Below are 18,564 nucleotides of genomic sequence, written 5' to 3' on the forward strand. Positions count from 1 at the left end.
TCCCCGCACTCCTTTTCTAGTCAGTTTTTGCTACCGTCAATTCTATACATATCTTTTGCAATTTCATATTAAATTAGGCAACAAATAAACTTATCATAGTAATTTCGTTTTGTGGACTATCTCTCTAAATATAATACGACTACGATCTGACGTGTTATTTTTTTTGTATATAAACACTAGATTTTTGAAAAAAACCTCTAGCTTGTTGCTAGAGGTCTACTCCACTTACTTCTATTTTAAATTAAGTAGGTTTTTTTGTAAAATCGAACTGTTTAATTCTATTTTCAATAAGGTTGATATAAAATAAAAAACTACTGTATATACAGTAGTTTTTATGATGGCTCGGGACGGAATCGAACCGCCGACACGAGGATTTTCAGTCCTCTGCTCTACCGACTGAGCTACCGAGCCATTATATGGCGGTCCCGACCGGGATCGAACCGGCGATCTCCTGCGTGACAGGCAGGCATGTTAACCGCTACACCACGGGACCAAGATAATTTTATTAAAAAAGGATGACCCGTACGGGACTCGAACCCGTGTTACCGCCGTGAAAGGGCGGTGTCTTAACCGCTTGACCAACGGGCCACATTAATTTAAGAAAAGATGAGCCATGAAGGATTCGAACCTTCGACCCTCTGATTAAAAGTCAGATGCTCTACCTACTGAGCTAATGGCTCATAATATGATTAGCTTTATAAAATGATTAACTTCATAAGCTATGTACTAGTTATGACGACAAGATTTATCTTATCATACTTTCTAATAATTTGGCAATAGTTTTTTTAATAATAATAAAAGCCCCTAAATTTTTATTTAAGGGCTTTATTATATTAAGCTCCGTAAACGTTACGTACGATATTTGTTTGGTTACGATCTGGACCTACTGAGAATACAGATAACGGAATACCGACTAATTGAGACACACGTTCTACATAATGTCTTGCATTAACTGGTAGTTCATTAAGAGTTTTTACTCCTGTAATATCTTCTGTCCAACCTGGAAGTTCTTCATAAACTGGCTCACATTCTGCAAGTTGTTTTAAGCTAGCAGGGAACTCAGTAATTGTTTCTCCACGGAATTTATAAGCAACGCAAATTTTAACAGTCTCTAGACCTGTTAATACGTCGATTGAGTTAAGTGATAAATCAGTAATGCCACTAACACGACGAGCGTGGCGAACTACTACACTATCAAACCAACCTACACGTCTTGGTCTTCCAGTAGTTGTACCGTACTCACGACCTACTTCACGAATTGTATTTCCAATTTCGTCGAAAAGCTCAGTTGGGAATGCACCTTCACCAACACGAGTAGTGTAAGCTTTACATACACCAACAACATGATTAATTTTTGTTGGACCAACACCAGATCCAATTGTTACTCCACCTGCAACTGGGTTAGAAGAAGTAACAAATGGGTATGTACCTTGGTCGATATCTAGCATTACGCCTTGTGCGCCTTCAAATAATACGCGCTTTCCACCATCAATTGCATCATTTAATACAACAGAAGTATCACACACATATTTTTTAATTTGTTGTCCGAACTCATAATATTCTTCAAAAATCTCTTCGATATTTAATGAATTTGAATCATACATTTTTTCAAATAAATTATTTTTCTCTTCAAGATTACGTTTTAATTTTTCGTAAAACTCTTCTTTATCTAAAAGGTCTGCCATACGGATTCCCACACGAGCAGCTTTGTCCATATAAGCTGGTCCAATACCTTTTTTAGTAGTACCAATTTTATTATCACCTTTACGCTCTTCTTCTAACTCATCTTGTTTTAAATGATAAGGTAAGATAACATGAGCACGGTTACTAATACGTAAGTTGTCAGTTGAAACACCTTTATCATGTAGGTATGCTAGCTCTTGAACTAAAGCTTTAGGATCTACAACCATACCATTTCCAATAACACAAATTTTATCTGAGAAGAAAATACCTGATGGAATTAAGTGAAGTTTGTACTTTTCACCATTAAATACGATTGTATGACCTGCATTGTTACCACCTTGATATCTAGCAACTACTTCTGCCTGTTGTGATAAAAAGTCGGTAATTTTTCCTTTTCCTTCGTCTCCCCATTGAGAACCAACTACTACTACTGATGACAATGTACTGCACCTCCGATTAAATTACGCTATTTCCGAACTAAAACCAAAACTAGTATATCAAACTTACGGAATTTGTCAATAAATCTCTTTAAATAATTCCATTCTAAGTTTTATTTGTTCGTAAATACAAACTAAAGAATTTGATAAAAATAGTTTGCCCTAACAAAAAAAAATAATCACATAGATTCACTATGTGATTATTTTTTAGATGAGATCCCAATCAGACGATTGAAGATATTTGCGCCTGTCTGATTCCAAACTATTTTTAGGCACCTGGTGCTTGCTCATCAAACCTTCGTTCTAAGTTTACGAACTTGTTATATTCTTTTACGAATGCTAATGAAACAGTACCTACTGGACCATTCCTTTGTTTAGCAATAATGATTTCAATAATATTTTTATTCTCTGATTCTTTATCATAGTAATCGTCTCGGTATAAGAACGCAACAATATCCGCATCTTGCTCAATACTTCCTGATTCACGTATATCAGACATCATTGGACGTTTATCCTGTCTTGACTCAACGCTTCGTGATAGCTGAGATAAGGCTATTAGAGGTACTTTTAATTCCCTCGCTAGTCCTTTAAGAGATCGTGAAATTTCCGATACTTCTTGTTGACGATTTTCTCCACTTTTACCGTTACCTTGAATAAGCTGCAAGTAATCAATTAGGATCATTCCTAAGCCATGCTCTTGCTTCAGCCTTCTACACTTAGCACGTATGTCATTTACTCTAATACCAGGTGTATCATCGATATATATACCTGTACCAGCTAAGCTACTAGCAGCCATCGTAAGCTTATTCCAATCCTCTTGTTCAAGATTACCTGTACGTAGTGCCTGTGCGTTAATATTTCCTTCCGCACATAGCATACGCATAACAAGCTGATCTGATCCCATCTCGAGACTGAAAATTGCTACGTTTTCATCTGTTTTAGTCGCTACGTTTTGTGCGATATTCAACGCAAAAGCTGTTTTACCAACTGAAGGACGGGCAGCTACTATAATTAAATCATTGGGCTGAAATCCCGCTGTCATACGATCTAAATCAGTAAATCCTGTCGGTACACCTGTGATTTCGCCACGTTGATTAAATAAAGTCTCAATTTTACTAAATGTAGTAAATACTACATCTTTAATACTTTGAAAACCAGAAACGTTTGTGCGCTGAGCTACTTTTAAGATACTTTTTTCAGCCTCGTTTAGTACAACATCCACTGGAGTATCTGGTGCATAGCTTTCCGTTACAATATTTGTAGCGGTTCTTATTAATCTTCTTAAAGTAGATTTTTCTTCAACGCTCTTCGCATAGTATTCAACGTTAGATGCCGTTGGTACTGAAGCCAGCAAATCATTTAAGTATGATACTCCTCCTACTTCTTCTAACACTCCTTGATTAGCTAGTTCAGAAGTTAGCGTGATAACATCCAGAGGCTCATTCCTTGAAGCAATCTTAAGCATCGCTTCAAATATTTTTTGATGGGCAGCTCGATAAAAGTCATCTGGTAAAAGCCGTTCTGAAGTTGATATCAGCGCCTCTGAATCTAACAGTATGGCTCCTAATACAGCCTGTTCAGCTTCTATATTCTGTGGTGGAGTACGATCATTTAGCAAATCACTCATTTCTAGTCCTCCAGATGCTTGTTTTTCTTATTGTTCTTTAACGTGTACTTTTAAAGTTGCACTTACTTCAGGATGCAATTTTACTTTAATATTTGTTACACCTAGTCCTCTAATCGCATCATTCATTTCGAATTTACGCTTATCTAGTTTAATACCATGTACTTTATTAAGCTCATCTGCAATTTGCTTGCTTGTGATTGACCCGAAAAGACGACCGCCCTCACCTGATTTAGCTTTTAGTTCTACTGTTAAAGTTTCAATTGTTTCTTTTAGCTTTTTACAGTTTTCTAATTCGATTTGTGCATCTTTTAATTCTTTATTTTTTTTCGCTTCAAGAGTTTTCATATTACCTGCAGTAGCTTCAATAGCATCTCCATTTTTGATTAAGAAGCTTGCATAGCCATCTGCGATATTTTTAGTTTCTCCTTTTTTACCTTTTCCTTTTACATCTTTTAAGAAAATTACTTTCATTTGTTTGTTCTCCCTTCAATATATTCATCGATTATTCTCAATAAATGTTGTTCAACTTCTCTGATTGAAGAAGATTCAATTTGCGCAGCAGCATTTGTTAAGTGACCGCCACCACCAAGCTCTTCCATTATTAATTGAACATTTATATTCCCTAATGAACGACTGCTGATACTAACAACATTATCTGACCTTTTCGCAATAACAAAAGATGCAATGACATCAGTCATCGTTAATAATGTATCTGCAGCCTTGGCGATTAAAACTTGATCATAGTTTACATTGTCTTTCCCAAAGCTAATCGCAAAGCCCTCTTTGTACATATAGGCTTCCTCTATCAATTCTGCTTTGCGAATATATTCATTCATATCTTGTTTTAGTAAATTTTGAACGAGGATCGTATCTGCACCGTTAGAACGCAAGTAAGAGGCTGCGTCAAAAGTTCGTGATCCTGTTCGGAAAGTAAAACTCTTTGTATCAACAATAATACCTGCAAGTAAGGCTGTTGCCTCAAGCATGCTTAATTTTATTTTCTTAGGTTGGTACTCCAATAACTCAGTTACTAATTCTGCAGTAGAGGAAGCGTACGGCTCCATATAAACGAGAATTGCATCCTTAATGAAGTCCTCTCCTCTTCGATGATGGTCTATCACAACAATTTTATCTGTCTCATTTAAAAGTGATTCTTCTTCAACCATTGTAGGTCTATGAGTATCTACTACAATTATTAATGTATCTTCAGAAATAAGTTCTTTTGCTTTGTCGGGTGTAATAAAACAAGACATAAATTGTTCATTTTTAGACATTTCCCTCATCAAGCGATTAACACTTTTATCTACTTCATCTTTATCAATTACTACATAACCATCCACTTCATTATGCATTACCATTTTTAAGATACCGACTGCTGAACCAAGAGCATCCATGTCAGGTAACTTATGACCCATTATCATAACATTGGTGCTACTCTTCATTAAATCTCTTAATGCATGCGAGATTACCCTCGCTCTAACCCTCGTCCTCTTTTCTACAGGGTTTGTTTTTCCACCAAAAAACTTTACTTTACCGTTAATATTTTTAACAGTTACTTGATCTCCCCCGCGCCCTAGTGCTAAATCTAAACCAGATTGAGCTAGTTGGCCAAGTTCGGTTAAATTCAAACTACCTACTCCGACACCGACGCTTAGAGTAAGAGGTAAATTACGCTTTGTAGTCTCTTCCCTTACTTGGTCTAATATAGAGAATTTGTTATTTTCTAATGCTGCCAGAATTCCTTCATTTAAAACTACACTATATCGATCGGATGAAACACGTTTCAAGAACATACCATGGCTATTAGCCCAACTATTTAACATGGTTGTTACTGCACCATTTACACTAGAACGCTCCTGATCATCTAAGCCCTGAGTCATTTCATCGTAATTATCTAGTAAAATAATTCCGATTACTGTTCTTTGGTCTTCATATAACTTCTCTAGTTGCGCCTGTTCTGTCACATCAAATAAGTAAATGTATCGCTCTTCCCTTTTAATAACCACTCGATATGTTCTTTTACTTATATTTAATACATCTTCCTTTTTCTCTTTTTTCGAAATTAAAGCCATTAATCCTTCAGATAGATCATATATGTGTTTACCAATTAATGAACGATCGTCTAAAATATTTAAAATATATTGATTGCCCCATTCAATATGGTACTCTCTATCATAAAGTAATACTCCAATTGGCATTTCTGTAATTGCTTCGTTACTTAAATTCTTCACTCTCGACATAACTGATTCTATATACATATCTAAAACATAGCGATACTTAATTTCTAACTTTACAACTAGAAAAATAACGCATAAAAAGATAACGATAAAAATTATCCCTATTTTAGGTTGAATATAGACCACAGTTCCGATCAGAAACACTGAAAGAGCAGTTAAAAGATAGACGGGTATAAGAAACATCTGTTTCTTATGAAAATCTTGCATATGTTCAACCCCTAAGCCAAATAAAATCTAACTTACATATTAAAGTTTATTCACTTTTTCACAACAAATTAGTAACAAATATGTTTTTATGTTTAAATTTTTCTTCTATTAAATATTCCAATCGAGACAATTCCAATTAGCAAAACAATATAAATTAATGGTTGAATGATAAAACTTGCGATCAATATAATAATTGGTACCGCTTTAGAAAAATGTTTTAAATAACTAAAATAAAAGATCGATGCGTAACCTTGAACGAGCAGTAAAATTTGAAGTACATATGTTAAGTTAATCACTGCTGTGCTGAGGAAACTACTTTGTTTCAAATTGAAGAATGAAAAGAGCATTACAATTAAAAAGAACCACATGAATCCTACTGGGAGTCTAAACTCTCTAAATGGCTTAAATTTCGGAGTTTTATAACCTAATCTCCTTATTAATGGAAAAGTTACTAGTTGTGTTAAAAAAGCAAGTATAAAACTAACCATTAACAATAATGAAGGAATTAATGTAGGGATTAATTTAATAGCATTTGTAAGACTATCTAATGCCTTTTCATTAGCGTTTGTACCAAGACTAGCACTTAGTTCCTTACTTTTTTCTATAGCCTCCGTTGCCAAGTCTATATTCTCTTTAACGAAATCAATATGAAAAACAGCTTTGAATAGTATGTACGATAGTACTGTATGTATTAAATATAAGAAAGTACTAGTAAGTAATATCTCGCCTTTACTTCGCTCATTTTTCAATAGATAACCAAATGCTATACCAACTGTTGAGTACATTAAAGTAACTGGAAGTAAATTAAATGAGGTAATCACAATCGTTAATCCCAGCGCCACACAGCAAAGTAAAAGTGATTCTTTAATTGAGTATTTAATACTTAGAATAATAAACGGCAGCGGCATAAGGAATGCCATAAATATTGAGAGAAACGGTACAAATCTAAATATTAACAGTAGTACTGAGTAAATAGCTAATAGTACTGCACCCTCGGTAATAAATCGAGTCGATTTCAAAATAAAGCTCCTTTCAACTACCTCTACTTATTTCGCGATAAGCATACTATTTCTTATTTTACCATAAAACTTATTTTTTCATAAATACAAAAAAAGTACAGCACGAGAATGCTGTACTTTTTATTACTTAGCTTATTCAGCTACGTATGGTAATAAAGCCATTTGACGAGCGCGTTTGATTGCGATCGTTAATTTACGTTGGTATTTCGCAGAAGTACCAGTTACACGACGAGGTAAAATTTTACCACGCTCAGAAACGAAACGTTTTAATAACTCAGTATCTTTGAAGTCGATTGTAGTGATGCCATTTGAAGTAAAGTAACAAACTTTACGACGTTTAGCGCGTCCACCTTTACGTCCACCCATTGCCATTGTTATTTCCCTCCTCTACTTAAAAATTAGTTTTTTAGTAATGCTAACCGTTCAGCATTACACTGTTTTTATTATTAGAAAGGAAGATCGTCATCAGTAATATCAATCGTTTTGCTTGTCCCACCAAATGGATCATCATTAAAGCTAGGCTTTTGAGATGGTGCTTCGAAAGGATTTCCAGCGTTAAAACCTTGATTTTGTTGATTCATACCGAATGAACCACCTTGGTTACCTGATGCATTTCTTGGTTCTAAGAATTGAACAGAGTCAGCTACAACTTCAGTTACATATACTCTCTTACCATCTTGACCATCAAAACTTCTAGTTTGAATACGCCCTTCAACGCCAGCTAAGCTTCCTTTTTTCAAGAAGTTTGCTACGTTTTCAGCAGGCTTTCTCCAGATAACACAGTTAATAAAATCTGCTTCTCTTTCGCCTTGCTGATTTGAGTAGGTACGATTCACCGCTAGAGTAAATGTTGCAACGGCAACCCCACTTGGCGTATAACGTAAGTCCGGATCCTTTGTTAAGCGACCTACAAGTACAACACGATTAATCATCTGATTCCTACCTCCCTAAAGCATTTAAAAAATATTATTTTTCTTCTTCACGGATAACGATGTGGCGGATGATATCTTCGCTGATCTTCGCTAAACGATCGAATTCTTGTACAGCTTCTGGCTTAGCAGAAACGTTTACAAGCATGTAGTGTCCATCACGGAAATCGTTAATTTCATAAGCTAAACGACGTTTACCCCACTCTTTAACGTTTGTGATTTCAGCACCTTGTTCAGTTAAAACGCCGTTGAAACGCTCAACTAATGCTTTTTGTGCTTCGTCTTCCATGTTTGGTCGAACGATGTACATGATTTCGTATTTATTCATCACAATGTCACCTCCTTTTGGTCTAACGGCCCAATTAAGGGCAAGGAGCAATTTAATTAATCACTCACGAGTTAAAATTATAGCATAGTTTTTTTAAGATAGCAAATCAATAATTGAGTTGCTATTTTCATTAAACATTAAATCGGAAATGCATTACATCTCCATCTTGTACGATATACTCTTTACCTTCAAGACGTACTTTACCTGCTTCTTTTGATGCTGTCATGTTACCATAAGTCGCTAAATCTTCAAAAGAAACTGTTTCTGCGCGGATAAAGCCACGTTCGAAGTCGCTATGAATTACGCCAGCACATTGTGGAGCTTTCATACCTTTTTTAAATGTCCAAGCTCTTACTTCTTGTACACCTGCAGTAAAATAAGTTGCCAATCCTAATAAAGAATAAGCTGCACGAATTAATTGATCTAAACCTGATTCTTCAATTCCAAGTTCTTGAAGGAATGTACGTTTCTCTTCATCATCTAACTCAGCAATTTCTTCTTCAATTTTTGCACTAATTACAATAACTTGAGAACCTTCTTTAGCTGCAAATTCTCTTACTTTTTCAACGTATTCGTTTGATGAAGCATCTGCAATTTCATCTTCGCCAACATTAGTGATGTAAAGCATTGGCTTAGTCGTTAATAAGTGTAACCCTTTTACTACTTTCATTTGTTCTTCTGTAAACTCTACTGAACGAGCTGGCTTGTCATTTTCAAATGCATCTCTTAATTTTACTAAAATTTCATGTTCATAAGATGCATCTTTATCTTTTTGTTTTGCTAATTTAGCTACACGATCAATACGTTTTTCAACTGATTCTAAGTCTGCAAGAATTAGTTCTAAGTTAATTGTTTCAATATCTGCAATTGGATCTACTTTTCCAGATACGTGAGTAATATTATCATCTACAAAGCAACGTACTACTTGGCAAATTGCGTCCACTTCACGAATATGAGATAAAAACTTATTTCCTAACCCTTCACCTTTACTTGCACCTTTCACGATCCCTGCGATATCAGTAAATTCAAAAGTTGTTGGAACAGTTTTTTTGGGTTGAACTAATTCAGTTAATTTTACTAAACGGTAATCTGGTACTTCTACCACACCCACGTTTGGATCAATTGTACAAAACGGATAGTTTGCTGATTCAGCACCCGCTTGTGTAATTGCATTAAATAATGTTGACTTCCCTACGTTTGGTAATCCTACGATTCCTGCTGTTAATGGCATATTTTCCACTCCTATACGAACTTAGTTAATCTTTCACAATTATATTGATTTCAAAAAAAAATAACAAGAAAATCTGAATATTAATTCTAAACATACGAAAGGTATCTAATATGAGCGATCTTTCAAATTGCTCTACTAGATACCCATTGATTTAAAAATTGTCCTACTCTTCAGATCGAACTAAAACCTTTTTTAATTTTCGTGTGAACTCTCTGCGAGGTATTAAAACGCTATGCTCACATCCCTCACATTTTAATCGAATGTCCATACCCATTCGAATAATTTTCCATCTGTTCACTCCACAAGGATGAGGTTTTTTCATTTCTACTATATCATTTAGGCTAAATTCTTTTTCTTCCATGTAAAAACTTCACTTCCTTAAAATAGTAGCATACAAACTAAACATTCGCATTTTCATTTTTAGTTTCTGGTTGTTTATATAATACCATCTTTGGATAAGAAATTTCTATGTTATTTCTTTCAAGTACTTCCTTAATTTCTTTTCGAATTGCTCTAGAGATTTTAAACTGTGTCATCGCTCTAACTTCTGAAGAGATTCGTAATGTTACTTCGGATGGTCCTAAGTTTTGTATCCCAAGAAACTCAGGAGGTTTTACCATTTCTTCGTATCTAGCTGGCATAGTTTCTAAATGCTCTTCAATTACATTTTGCGCATGTTCAATATCGCCCTCATATGAAATACTAACATCGACCATTGCCACGGCATTATGTAATGAAAAATTGGTTACTTCAGTAATCATTCCATTTTGGATGATATGAAGCTCACCTGTTCCGCTTCTAATTTTAGTTGTTTTTAAACCAATTGATAGTACTGTTCCTTCGAAAGTTTGAACTCTAATGTAGTCACCAACTGAAAACTGATCTTCAAACAAAATAAAAAATCCAGAAATGATATCTTTTACTAAGCTTTGTGCACCAAAACCAATTGCTACGCCACCTATTCCTGCTCCTACTAAAAGCCCTTTTATTTCCACACCAAATATCGGGAGAATCGTCAAAGCAGCAATAAAGAATATTACATATGCAAGTACATTTTCCATCAATTTAATAAGTGTTACTGATCTTCTTTCTGATACTTGTAACGGTCCTCTAGCATTAACCTTTAAGAGATTACGGATTAACTTTCTTCCGAGTTTTACAGCCAATACTGAAACGATAATAATTAGCGCTATTTTTATTGATGAATTTAATATTGTGTCCCATTGTTCTGGCGTCAGCATGCTTTTCTTTATTACTTTTTCAGCATGTTCTATTTTATTTGCTGCATTATTCATACTGTCTTTTTCCCCCTATCTATTTTCAAGTGACTTCAAACGTAATACTAAACGAATTATCATTTTAAAACTACAAATATGAACAAATGTAATAATAGTTTAATTTAATAACGAAGATCGCAGACGAAAGTATAAATTGTTTAAATTTTGCATAAACTAATACTACTCTCTTAAATGAAAAGTAGGCGATATTATGCAATTTTCAGCAAATCCTTTGCGTAACCTATTCAAGGATGATTATTCTGTATTTCTAGATGACGAAAACGCTATTAACAGATTTGCAGATCGTTTATGTAAGTCGCTTCCAAGTGTACACACTAAAGAAATTGTTTTTGTATGTATCGGAACTGACCGTTCTACGGGAGACTCTTTAGGTCCTTTAGTTGGAACCATGTTAGGAGAATTAAACTTAAGTAGGTTTCATTATTATGGTACTCTTGATGAGCCAATTCATGCGTTAAATCTTTCAGAACAACTTGAAAGAATTAAAGGCAAGTATAACAATCCATTTATCATTGCTGTAGATGCCTGTTTAGGTAGAGTAAAAAGTATTGGTAGCGTTCGTTTATCCAATGGTCCGTTAAAACCTGGTGCAGCAATGAAAAAAGAATTACCTTTAGTTGGCGAGATTAATTTAACTGGAGTTGTAAATGTTAGTGGATTTATGGAATTTTATGTTCTACAAAATACTAGATTAAGCCTTGTAATGAAAATGGCTAAGTTTATTGCAAATTCAATTAAAGAAACTGAAAGAAAATTTACGTGCCAATTAGATTTTTAACATACTAGTTTCCTAACTTTCAATTATAAAAAAGGTTAGATAAAAACAAAAAGGGAGTATTAACTGCATTGGAAGCCAACACATTTAATATTCCCTATGAGTCACTCATTTTATAATTGAAAGGATTCTCTCCAAATCCTCTTTGTTAAAGAATTGGATTTCTATTTTCCCTTTATCTTTAGCCGATTTAATTTTAACTGATGTTCCGAACTTTTCTTGTAAAAGATCCTCATACTCACTAAAAAATATATTTTTAGTTGGGGTTTTCTTTGATGTTTCACGTGAAACATTTTCATTTAGATCATTGACTAACGTTTCAACCTCACGAACGCTTAGATTTTTTTCAATTACTTTTAGTGCGGTACCTTCAATTAACCCTTTTCGTTTTAGTCCTAAAAGTGCTCTTCCGTGTCCCATAGAGAGAGTGCCTTCTTCAACCATTTTTTGAACAGAGTTAGGTAAAGTTAAAATTCTTAAATAGTTAGCAATATGTGGACGACTTTTTCCAAGTTTCTTTGCCAGTTGTTCTTGTGTTAAGTGTAATTGTTCAATTAAAGTTTGATATGCTTCAGCTTCTTCAAGAGGATTTAAATCATCTCGCTGTAAATTTTCTAATACAGCTAACTCCATCATTTGCTCTTCAGTAAGGTCTCTTACAATAACTGGAACTGTATTTAAACCCGCATTTTTTGCAGCGCGATATCGTCTTTCTCCAGCAACGATTTGGAAACCTTTTATGCTTTTTCTAGCAATGATTGGTTGTAGAATTCCATGTTCAATCACTGATTGAGTTAATTCTAACATTGCAGTCTCATCAAATACTTTGCGAGGTTGGTATGGGTTAGGTCTAAGTTCTTTTAGATCAATTTCCTGAACTAACTCTTCTTGCTGATTTATATCTTGAAAAAATGCTCCAATACCTTTACCTAAACCTTTAGCCATTATCAATCACTTCCTTTGCTAGATCGAGATATACTTCTGCACCTCTTGACTTTGGATCATATGTAATGATCGGTTTACCATGACTTGGTGCTTCACTTAAGCGTACATTTCTTGGAATAATTGATTTATAGACGCGATCTTGAAAATATTTTTTTACTTCTTCTATAACTTGGAGCCCTAAATTTGTACGAGCATCTAGCATTGTTAACAATACGCCTTCAATTGCTAAATTTTTATTTAAATGTTTTTGTACTAAACGTACAGTACTTAATAGCTGACTTAAACCTTCAAGTGCGTAATACTCACATTGAACTGGAATAATAATTGAATCAGATGCAGTTAGTGAGTTTAAAGTTAATAACCCTAGTGATGGAGGACAATCTATTAAAATATAATCATAGTTACCTTTTACTGTATCTAAAGCACGCTTTAATCGTACTTCTCTAGAAATAGTAGGTACTAATTCAATTTCTGCTCCAGCAAGTTGAATTGTTGCTGGAATAATATCAAAATTTGGAATAGCAGTGTTTAAAATGACATTTTTCGCCTCAACATCATCAACTAATACATTGTAAACACACTGATTCACATCAGCTTTCTCAATTCCAATACCACTAGTTGCATTACCTTGAGGATCTATATCGACTAGTAATACTTTTTTTCCTAAATGAGCTAAACAAGCACTTAAATTTACAGATGTTGTAGTCTTACCAACACCACCTTTTTGGTTAGCTATAGAGATTACTTTAACCACTATGTAATCTACTCCTTCCACAACAAACAATTCTTACTTTCTATTTTACCATGAATAGATTCATCGTTGTGCCTAGATTTAAAAATGAAAAAAAAAATTCACCACTGAAAAGAGGTGAATTTAATGTTTATTTTTTTGGTATTTTAATTGTTATCTGATAATAGTCATCATGTTCTTCTTCTTGACTATCAATATTCATACCTGTTTTAGTAACCATTTGTAAAGATTCTCGGATCGTATTCATCGCAATTCTAATGTCTTTACTTATGGCCTTAAATTTACGTTTAGCCTTCGGTTTTTTCTCAGTAAGTAGTGTAACTACTCGTTCTTCTGTTTGTTTAACATTCAACTGTTTTTCAATTATTTCGTGAAGAAGAGTAATTTGTAATTGAGGCAACTTTAATGGAATAAGTGCTCGTGCATGACGTTCCGTAATCGACTTATCCAATAATGCTTGTTGTATTTCCCCAGGAAGTTTCAACAATCTCAGCTTATTTGCAACAGTCGATTGACCTTTACCTAGTCGCTGAGCTAGAGCCTCTTGAGTTAAATTATGTAGATCAATTAGTTTTTGGTAAGCTACGGCTTCTTCAAAAGGAGATAGTTCTTCACGTTGTAAATTTTCAATCAGAGCGACGGAGGCAGTCTCTGTATCGTTAAACGTTTTCACAATTGCAGGAATTGTACCCCAACCTAAAGATGAAACAGCCCTGAATCTTCTTTCCCCGGCAATTATTTCATAAAAGTTTGGTCTAATTTCCCTAACAACAATTGGTTGAATAATACCATGAGTTCGAATCGTTAGCGCTAGTTCTTTAATTTTTTCATCATCAAAGAATGTTCTAGGCTGATACTGATTCGGTACAATGTCCGATACTGGAATTTGGCGAATAACTTCATTACTCGAAACCGAATCTTCATTAATTTCTTTTTCTGATAAGCCAAATAACCTAGATAATGTGCTTTTCAATGTGATTCCCACCCTTTTAGAATTTCGTTCACAATAGAATAAACATAACAAATGTTTCACGTGAAACATTTGTTAGTTTATCATATTAAACCTCTAATGGTTCTTTACCAGGGGTACCCGGTTTGCGAGGGTACTTAGTTGGCGTTTTATGTTTCTTTTCTACTATAACAATATTTCGATCACTATCTTCGCTTGGGAGAGTGAAGTGATTAATTGATTTGACTTCTCCACCAAGTGTTTTTATAGCATAATTTGCTTTTTCCAACTCTTCTTGACCAGCAGCACCTTTAAGTGCAACAAAATGGCCATTTTGTCTAACAAGTGGTAAGCATAATTCAGTTAACACAGACATTCTAGCAACTGCTCTAGCAGTTACAACATCGAAAGATTCTCTCATACCAGTTCTTTTAGCAAAAGTTTCTGCTCGATCATGAATAAATGATACATTCTCTAATTGTAATTCCTTCGCTAAATGGTTTAGAAATGTAATCCTTTTTTGAAGGGAGTCTACGATCGTTAATTTGATAGATGGGAAACATATTTTAATTGGGATAGAGGGGAAGCCCGCTCCTGCACCAATGTCACATAAAGTAATTTCATCAGCGAAGTCGAAATAAAAAGCAGCGCTAATTGAATCATAAAAATGCTTTAAATATACTTCGTCTTCTTCTGTAATAGCAGTTAAATTCATTTTATTATTCCACTCAACTAATGTGTGGAAATATATATCAAATTGTTTTAATTGAAAATCAGACAAATGGATTCCTTTATCTTTAAGAGCAGCGATAAATTGTTCTTTATTCACTAGTAATACCCCTATCTATTATTAGTTCGATATTCTTGCAATTTTTCCTTGTTCTAAATAAACAAGTAGAATTGAAATATCTGCTGGATTAACACCAGATATACGAGAAGCTTGACCTACTGATAGAGGACGCACTTGCTCAAGCTTTTGTCTTGCCTCAGTAGCAAGGCCGTGAATAGCTTGATAATCGATATTTTCAGGAATTTTCTTTAAATCCATTCTTTTCATACGTTCTACTTGATTTAATGATTTTTCAATATAACCTTCGTACTTAATTTGTATTTCAACTTGCTCTTTAACATCTGAATGTAAGTCTTTTTCAGATGGAGCAATAAGATGAATATGTTCATAAAGCATTTCAGGACGACGTAAAAGATCTGCTGCACGAATGCCATCTTTCAGTTCGCTACCACCATTTTTTGCAATTAATTCCTGTACTTCTTTTGTCGGTCTTAATTGCGTTGCTTTTAAACGCTCTATTTCTTCTTCAATTAACATTTTCTTTTGTTCAAACTCTGCATATCTTTCATCATTTATTAAACCAAGTCTTTGACCGATTTTAGTTAAACGTAAATCAGCATTATCGTGACGTAATAATAATCGATATTCTGCTCTAGAAGTAAGAAGACGGTATGGTTCATTTGTCCCTTTCGTTACTAGGTCATCTATTAAAACACCAATATAAGCTTCAGAGCGATCTAAAATTAACTCTTCTTTATCTAGTGAACGACATGCAGCGTTGATTCCTGCGATTAAACCTTGACCCGCTGCTTCTTCATAACCCGAAGTTCCGTTAATTTGACCAGCAGTATACAGGTTCTTAATTTGCTTAAGTTCCAATGTTGGACGTAATTGAGTGGGTACAATCGCGTCATATTCAATTGCATATCCAGTTCTCATCATTTGAACATTTTCAAGACCTGCAATCGAACGGAGCATCTTTTCCTGTACATCTTCAGGTAAACTAGTTGATAATCCTTGTACATAAACTTCTTGAGTATTTCTTCCTTCTGGCTCTAAGAAAATTTGATGTCTCGGTTTATCATTAAATCGAACAACTTTATCCTCAATAGAAGGACAATAGCGTGGCCCAGTACCTTTAATCATACCAGAGTACATCGGCGAACGGTGTAAGTTATCGTCGATGATTTGATGTGTAGTTTCACTTGTATAAGTTAACCAACAAGGAATTTGTTCTGTTTCAACCGGTTCTGTTTCGAATGAAAATGCACGAGGTACATCATCACCAGGTTGTATTTCTGTTTTTGAATAATCAATACTATGACTATTTACACGAGGAGGTGTACCTGTTTTAAAACGAACAAGTTCAATTCCTAATTCCTCTAAGTGCTCGGAAAGCTTAATTGCTGGTTGTTGATTATTAGGACCACTTGAGTATTTTAATTCTCCTACAATAATTTCTCCGCGTAAGAAAGTACCAGTTGTAATGACAACTGTCTTTGAACGATAAATTGCACCAGTTTGTGTAATTACACCTGTGCATTGTCCATCTTCTACAATTAATCTTTCTACTAAACCTTGCTTTAGTGTAAGATTCTCCGTATTTTCAATGGTTTTCTTTAATTCGTGCTGATAAGCAAATTTATCCGCTTGAGCACGCAATGCGCGTACTGCCGGACCTTTACCTGTATTTAACATTCTCATTTGAATATGTGTTTTATCGATATTTCGACCCATTTCACCGCCAAGTGCATCAATTTCACGTACAACAATCCCCTTGGCAGGACCACCTACTGATGGGTTACAGGGCATAAATGCGACCATATCGAGATTTATTGTCAGCATTAATGTTTTTGCACCCATTCGAGCAGATGACAAACCGGCTTCACATCCAGCATGACCAGCTCCAATAACGATTACATCATAATTGCCTGCTTCAAAACTCATTTTTTCTCCTCCTAACCATTTTATTTTCCTAAACAGAATTGAGAAAATAGCTGGTTGATTAAACTTTCCTGAACTGTATCGCCAACGATTTCACCTAACAATTCCCATGCTCTTGTTAAGTCAATCTGTACTAAGTCAATCGGCATACCATTTTTCATTGCCTCAATTGCATCATTAATTGTATGTTCTGATTGTTTTAATAGCGCAATATGTCTAGCATTAGATAAATAAGTTAAATCTTGTGCCTCAATTTGCCCTTCAAAATATAAGTTGGCTATTGCTTTTTCTAAATCATCAATTCCTTTTTCTTCTTTTAAGGAAGTCGTAACAATTGTAGCATTACCAACTAAAGCTTTTACTTCATTCAGATCAAGCTTTTGTGACAAATCTGTTTTGTTAATGATCACAATTACATCTTTACCGCTCATTTCGGCAAATAATTTACGGTCTTCTTCACTTAATTGCTCATTATTATTTAAAACAAATAAAACTAAATCAGCCAAATTCAATACTTTTTTAGATCTTTCAACACCGATTGCTTCGACAACATCCTTAGTTTCACGAATACCGGCTGTATCTATTAGGCGTAATGGTACACCTTTTACATTTACGTATTCTTCAATAACATCACGCGTTGTACCTGGAATATCAGTAACAATTGCCTTGCTTTCCTGAACTAGTGTGTTTAAAAGTGACGATTTCCCAACATTCGGTCTCCCTATAATGACAGTAGATAGTCCTTCACGTAAAATCTTACCTTGTTTTGATGTTTCTAGCAGTTTTTGTATTTCAACTCGAACTGTTTTTGCTTTTTCAATTAAAACAGTATTGGTCATTTCTTCAACATCATCATATTCAGGGTAATCAATATTTACTTCAATATGAGCTAAAATCTCAAGTAATGTTTGCCTTAAGCTATTAACTAACTTCGATAATCGACCTTCTACTTGATTCATTGCGATCGCCATTGCCCTGTCAGTCTTTGAACGAATTAAGTCCATTACTGCTTCTGCCTGAGATAGGTCGATTCGTCCATTAAGAAATGCTCTTTTTGTAAATTCACCAGGCTCCGCTAATCTAGCCCCTTGTGATAGTACTAATTCAAGTACTTTGTTAACCGAAAAAATTCCACCATGACAATTTATTTCGACAACATCTTCACGTGTAAACGTTTTTGGTGCTCTTAAGATCGAGACCATAACTTCCTCAACAGTATTACCGGAACTTGGATCGACTAAATGTCCGTAATGAATTGTGTGTGAATCTACTATATTTAAATCTTTTTCTTTAAATAATTTATTCGCTATTTGAACAGCTTCATCGCCACTTAATCGAACGATGGCAATTGCACCTTCGCCTTTTGGGGTCGATATGGCTGTAATTGTATCGAATTCCATCAAAAAATCACCTC

18 protein-coding genes and 4 tRNA genes are annotated in these 18,564 nt (G+C 34.6%); 1 reads left to right on the plus strand and 21 read right to left on the minus strand.

The window, feature by feature from the left end; all coding sequences use genetic code 11:
- Positions 1-338 precede the first annotated feature (338 nt).
- The 15 genes from COJ46_RS08765 to COJ46_RS08835 all read right to left on the minus strand — a co-directional run bounded on the left by COJ46_RS08765 (position 339) and on the right by COJ46_RS08835 (position 10,993).
- Positions 339-411: transfer RNA gene (locus COJ46_RS08765), tRNA-Phe, on the minus strand.
- A 6-nt stretch (positions 412-417) separates the two neighbouring features.
- Positions 418-493 (minus strand) — tRNA-Asp (locus COJ46_RS08770).
- A 23-nt stretch (positions 494-516) separates the two neighbouring features.
- Positions 517-588: transfer RNA gene (locus tag COJ46_RS08775), tRNA-Glu, on the minus strand.
- Positions 589-607: 19 nt separating this feature from the next.
- A tRNA-Lys gene (locus COJ46_RS08780) sits at positions 608-680 on the minus strand.
- A 153-nt stretch (positions 681-833) separates the two neighbouring features.
- Positions 834-2,123, minus strand: coding sequence for an adenylosuccinate synthase (locus COJ46_RS08785; protein WP_097976434.1), 1,290 nt, complete (start codon positions 2,121-2,123; stop codon positions 834-836).
- Between the two features lie 265 nt (positions 2,124-2,388).
- On the minus strand, positions 2,389-3,747 hold the full coding sequence (gene dnaB, locus COJ46_RS08790; protein ID WP_056467182.1) for a replicative DNA helicase: 1,359 nt from the start codon (positions 3,745-3,747) through the stop codon (positions 2,389-2,391).
- 27 nt (positions 3,748-3,774) lie between these two features.
- Positions 3,775-4,218: a 50S ribosomal protein L9 gene (rplI, locus tag COJ46_RS08795; RefSeq protein ID WP_097976432.1), complete on the minus strand. Its 444-nt coding sequence runs from the start codon at positions 4,216-4,218 to the stop codon at positions 3,775-3,777.
- Complete coding sequence (locus COJ46_RS08800; RefSeq protein ID WP_097976430.1) at positions 4,215-6,191, minus strand: DHH family phosphoesterase; 1,977 nt, start codon at positions 6,189-6,191, stop codon at positions 4,215-4,217. Before COJ46_RS08800 ends, rplI begins: the two co-directional genes overlap by 4 nt.
- A gap of 92 nt (positions 6,192-6,283) precedes the next feature.
- The gene (locus COJ46_RS08805; protein ID WP_176522539.1) at positions 6,284-7,210 is read right to left on the minus strand and encodes a YybS family protein; all 927 of its coding nucleotides are present in this window, start codon (positions 7,208-7,210) and stop codon (positions 6,284-6,286) included.
- A 132-nt stretch (positions 7,211-7,342) separates the two neighbouring features.
- Positions 7,343-7,576 (minus strand): 30S ribosomal protein S18, encoded by a 234-nt coding sequence (gene rpsR, locus COJ46_RS08810; RefSeq protein WP_025568960.1) that lies wholly within the window; start codon positions 7,574-7,576, stop codon positions 7,343-7,345.
- Between the two features lie 80 nt (positions 7,577-7,656).
- Entirely contained in the window at positions 7,657-8,142 is a 486-nt protein-coding gene (gene ssb, locus COJ46_RS08815) for a single-stranded DNA-binding protein (protein WP_025568959.1), read from the minus strand.
- A gap of 34 nt (positions 8,143-8,176) precedes the next feature.
- Positions 8,177-8,467, minus strand: a complete 291-nt coding sequence (gene rpsF / locus COJ46_RS08820; protein WP_025568958.1) for a 30S ribosomal protein S6 — start codon at positions 8,465-8,467, stop codon at positions 8,177-8,179.
- Between the two features lie 130 nt (positions 8,468-8,597).
- Complete coding sequence (gene ychF, locus COJ46_RS08825) at positions 8,598-9,698, minus strand: redox-regulated ATPase YchF (RefSeq protein ID WP_025568957.1); 1,101 nt, start codon at positions 9,696-9,698, stop codon at positions 8,598-8,600.
- Between the two features lie 163 nt (positions 9,699-9,861).
- The gene (locus COJ46_RS08830; protein ID WP_056467168.1) at positions 9,862-10,059 is read right to left on the minus strand and encodes a DUF951 domain-containing protein; all 198 of its coding nucleotides are present in this window, start codon (positions 10,057-10,059) and stop codon (positions 9,862-9,864) included.
- 37 nt (positions 10,060-10,096) lie between these two features.
- Complete coding sequence (locus COJ46_RS08835) at positions 10,097-10,993, minus strand: mechanosensitive ion channel family protein (protein WP_097976425.1); 897 nt, start codon at positions 10,991-10,993, stop codon at positions 10,097-10,099.
- Positions 10,994-11,186: 193 nt separating this feature from the next.
- Here COJ46_RS08835 and yyaC point away from each other — a divergent pair, with 193 nt between their 5' ends.
- Positions 11,187-11,774: a spore protease YyaC gene (gene yyaC / locus COJ46_RS08840; protein WP_049813552.1), complete on the plus strand. Its 588-nt coding sequence runs from the start codon at positions 11,187-11,189 to the stop codon at positions 11,772-11,774.
- Between the two features lie 105 nt (positions 11,775-11,879).
- Here yyaC and COJ46_RS08845 read toward each other — a convergent pair whose 3' ends face one another.
- From COJ46_RS08845 to mnmE, 6 genes are all read right to left on the minus strand, one after another.
- On the minus strand, positions 11,880-12,716 hold the full coding sequence (locus COJ46_RS08845; RefSeq protein WP_097976423.1) for a ParB/RepB/Spo0J family partition protein: 837 nt from the start codon (positions 12,714-12,716) through the stop codon (positions 11,880-11,882).
- Positions 12,709-13,470, minus strand: a complete 762-nt coding sequence (locus tag COJ46_RS08850) for a ParA family protein (protein ID WP_025568951.1) — start codon at positions 13,468-13,470, stop codon at positions 12,709-12,711. The genes COJ46_RS08845 and COJ46_RS08850 overlap by 8 nt, the downstream gene beginning before the upstream one ends.
- 127 nt (positions 13,471-13,597) lie before the next feature.
- The gene (gene noc, locus COJ46_RS08855) at positions 13,598-14,440 is read right to left on the minus strand and encodes a nucleoid occlusion protein (RefSeq protein ID WP_097976422.1); all 843 of its coding nucleotides are present in this window, start codon (positions 14,438-14,440) and stop codon (positions 13,598-13,600) included.
- An 85-nt stretch (positions 14,441-14,525) separates the two neighbouring features.
- Positions 14,526-15,245, minus strand: coding sequence for a 16S rRNA (guanine(527)-N(7))-methyltransferase RsmG (rsmG, locus tag COJ46_RS08860; RefSeq protein ID WP_097976420.1), 720 nt, complete (start codon positions 15,243-15,245; stop codon positions 14,526-14,528).
- Between the two features lie 21 nt (positions 15,246-15,266).
- Entirely contained in the window at positions 15,267-17,153 is a 1,887-nt protein-coding gene (mnmG, locus tag COJ46_RS08865; RefSeq protein ID WP_097976418.1) for a tRNA uridine-5-carboxymethylaminomethyl(34) synthesis enzyme MnmG, read from the minus strand.
- A 20-nt stretch (positions 17,154-17,173) separates the two neighbouring features.
- Positions 17,174-18,550, minus strand: a complete 1,377-nt coding sequence (mnmE, locus tag COJ46_RS08870; RefSeq protein WP_097976417.1) for a tRNA uridine-5-carboxymethylaminomethyl(34) synthesis GTPase MnmE — start codon at positions 18,548-18,550, stop codon at positions 17,174-17,176.
- Positions 18,551-18,564 lie beyond the last annotated feature (14 nt).

The organism is Bacillus sp. AFS077874, assembly GCF_002566505.1.
Lineage (GTDB): Bacteria > Bacillota > Bacilli > Bacillales > Bacillaceae_G > Gottfriedia.

Coding starts and splice junctions, on each gene's coding strand:
- COJ46_RS08800 (WP_097976430.1), bottom strand. CDS start 6,191: ATGCAAGATTTTCATAAGAAACAGATGTTTCTTATACCCGTCTATCTT.
- COJ46_RS08830 (WP_056467168.1), bottom strand. CDS start 10,059: ATGGAAGAAAAAGAATTTAGCCTAAATGATATAGTAGAAATGAAAAAA.
- mnmG (WP_097976418.1), bottom strand. CDS start 17,153: ATGAGTTTTGAAGCAGGCAATTATGATGTAATCGTTATTGGAGCTGGT.
- rpsF (WP_025568958.1), bottom strand. CDS start 8,467: ATGAATAAATACGAAATCATGTACATCGTTCGACCAAACATGGAAGAC.
- rpsR (WP_025568960.1), bottom strand. CDS start 7,576: ATGGGTGGACGTAAAGGTGGACGCGCTAAACGTCGTAAAGTTTGTTAC.
- COJ46_RS08845 (WP_097976423.1), bottom strand. CDS start 12,716: ATGGCTAAAGGTTTAGGTAAAGGTATTGGAGCATTTTTTCAAGATATA.
- yyaC (WP_049813552.1), top strand. CDS start 11,187: ATGCAATTTTCAGCAAATCCTTTGCGTAACCTATTCAAGGATGATTAT.
- ychF (WP_025568957.1), bottom strand. CDS start 9,698: ATGCCATTAACAGCAGGAATCGTAGGATTACCAAACGTAGGGAAGTCA.
- ssb (WP_025568959.1), bottom strand. CDS start 8,142: ATGATTAATCGTGTTGTACTTGTAGGTCGCTTAACAAAGGATCCGGAC.
- COJ46_RS08835 (WP_097976425.1), bottom strand. CDS start 10,993: ATGAATAATGCAGCAAATAAAATAGAACATGCTGAAAAAGTAATAAAG.
- dnaB (WP_056467182.1), bottom strand. CDS start 3,747: ATGAGTGATTTGCTAAATGATCGTACTCCACCACAGAATATAGAAGCT.
- mnmE (WP_097976417.1), bottom strand. CDS start 18,550: ATGGAATTCGATACAATTACAGCCATATCGACCCCAAAAGGCGAAGGT.
- rplI (WP_097976432.1), bottom strand. CDS start 4,218: ATGAAAGTAATTTTCTTAAAAGATGTAAAAGGAAAAGGTAAAAAAGGA.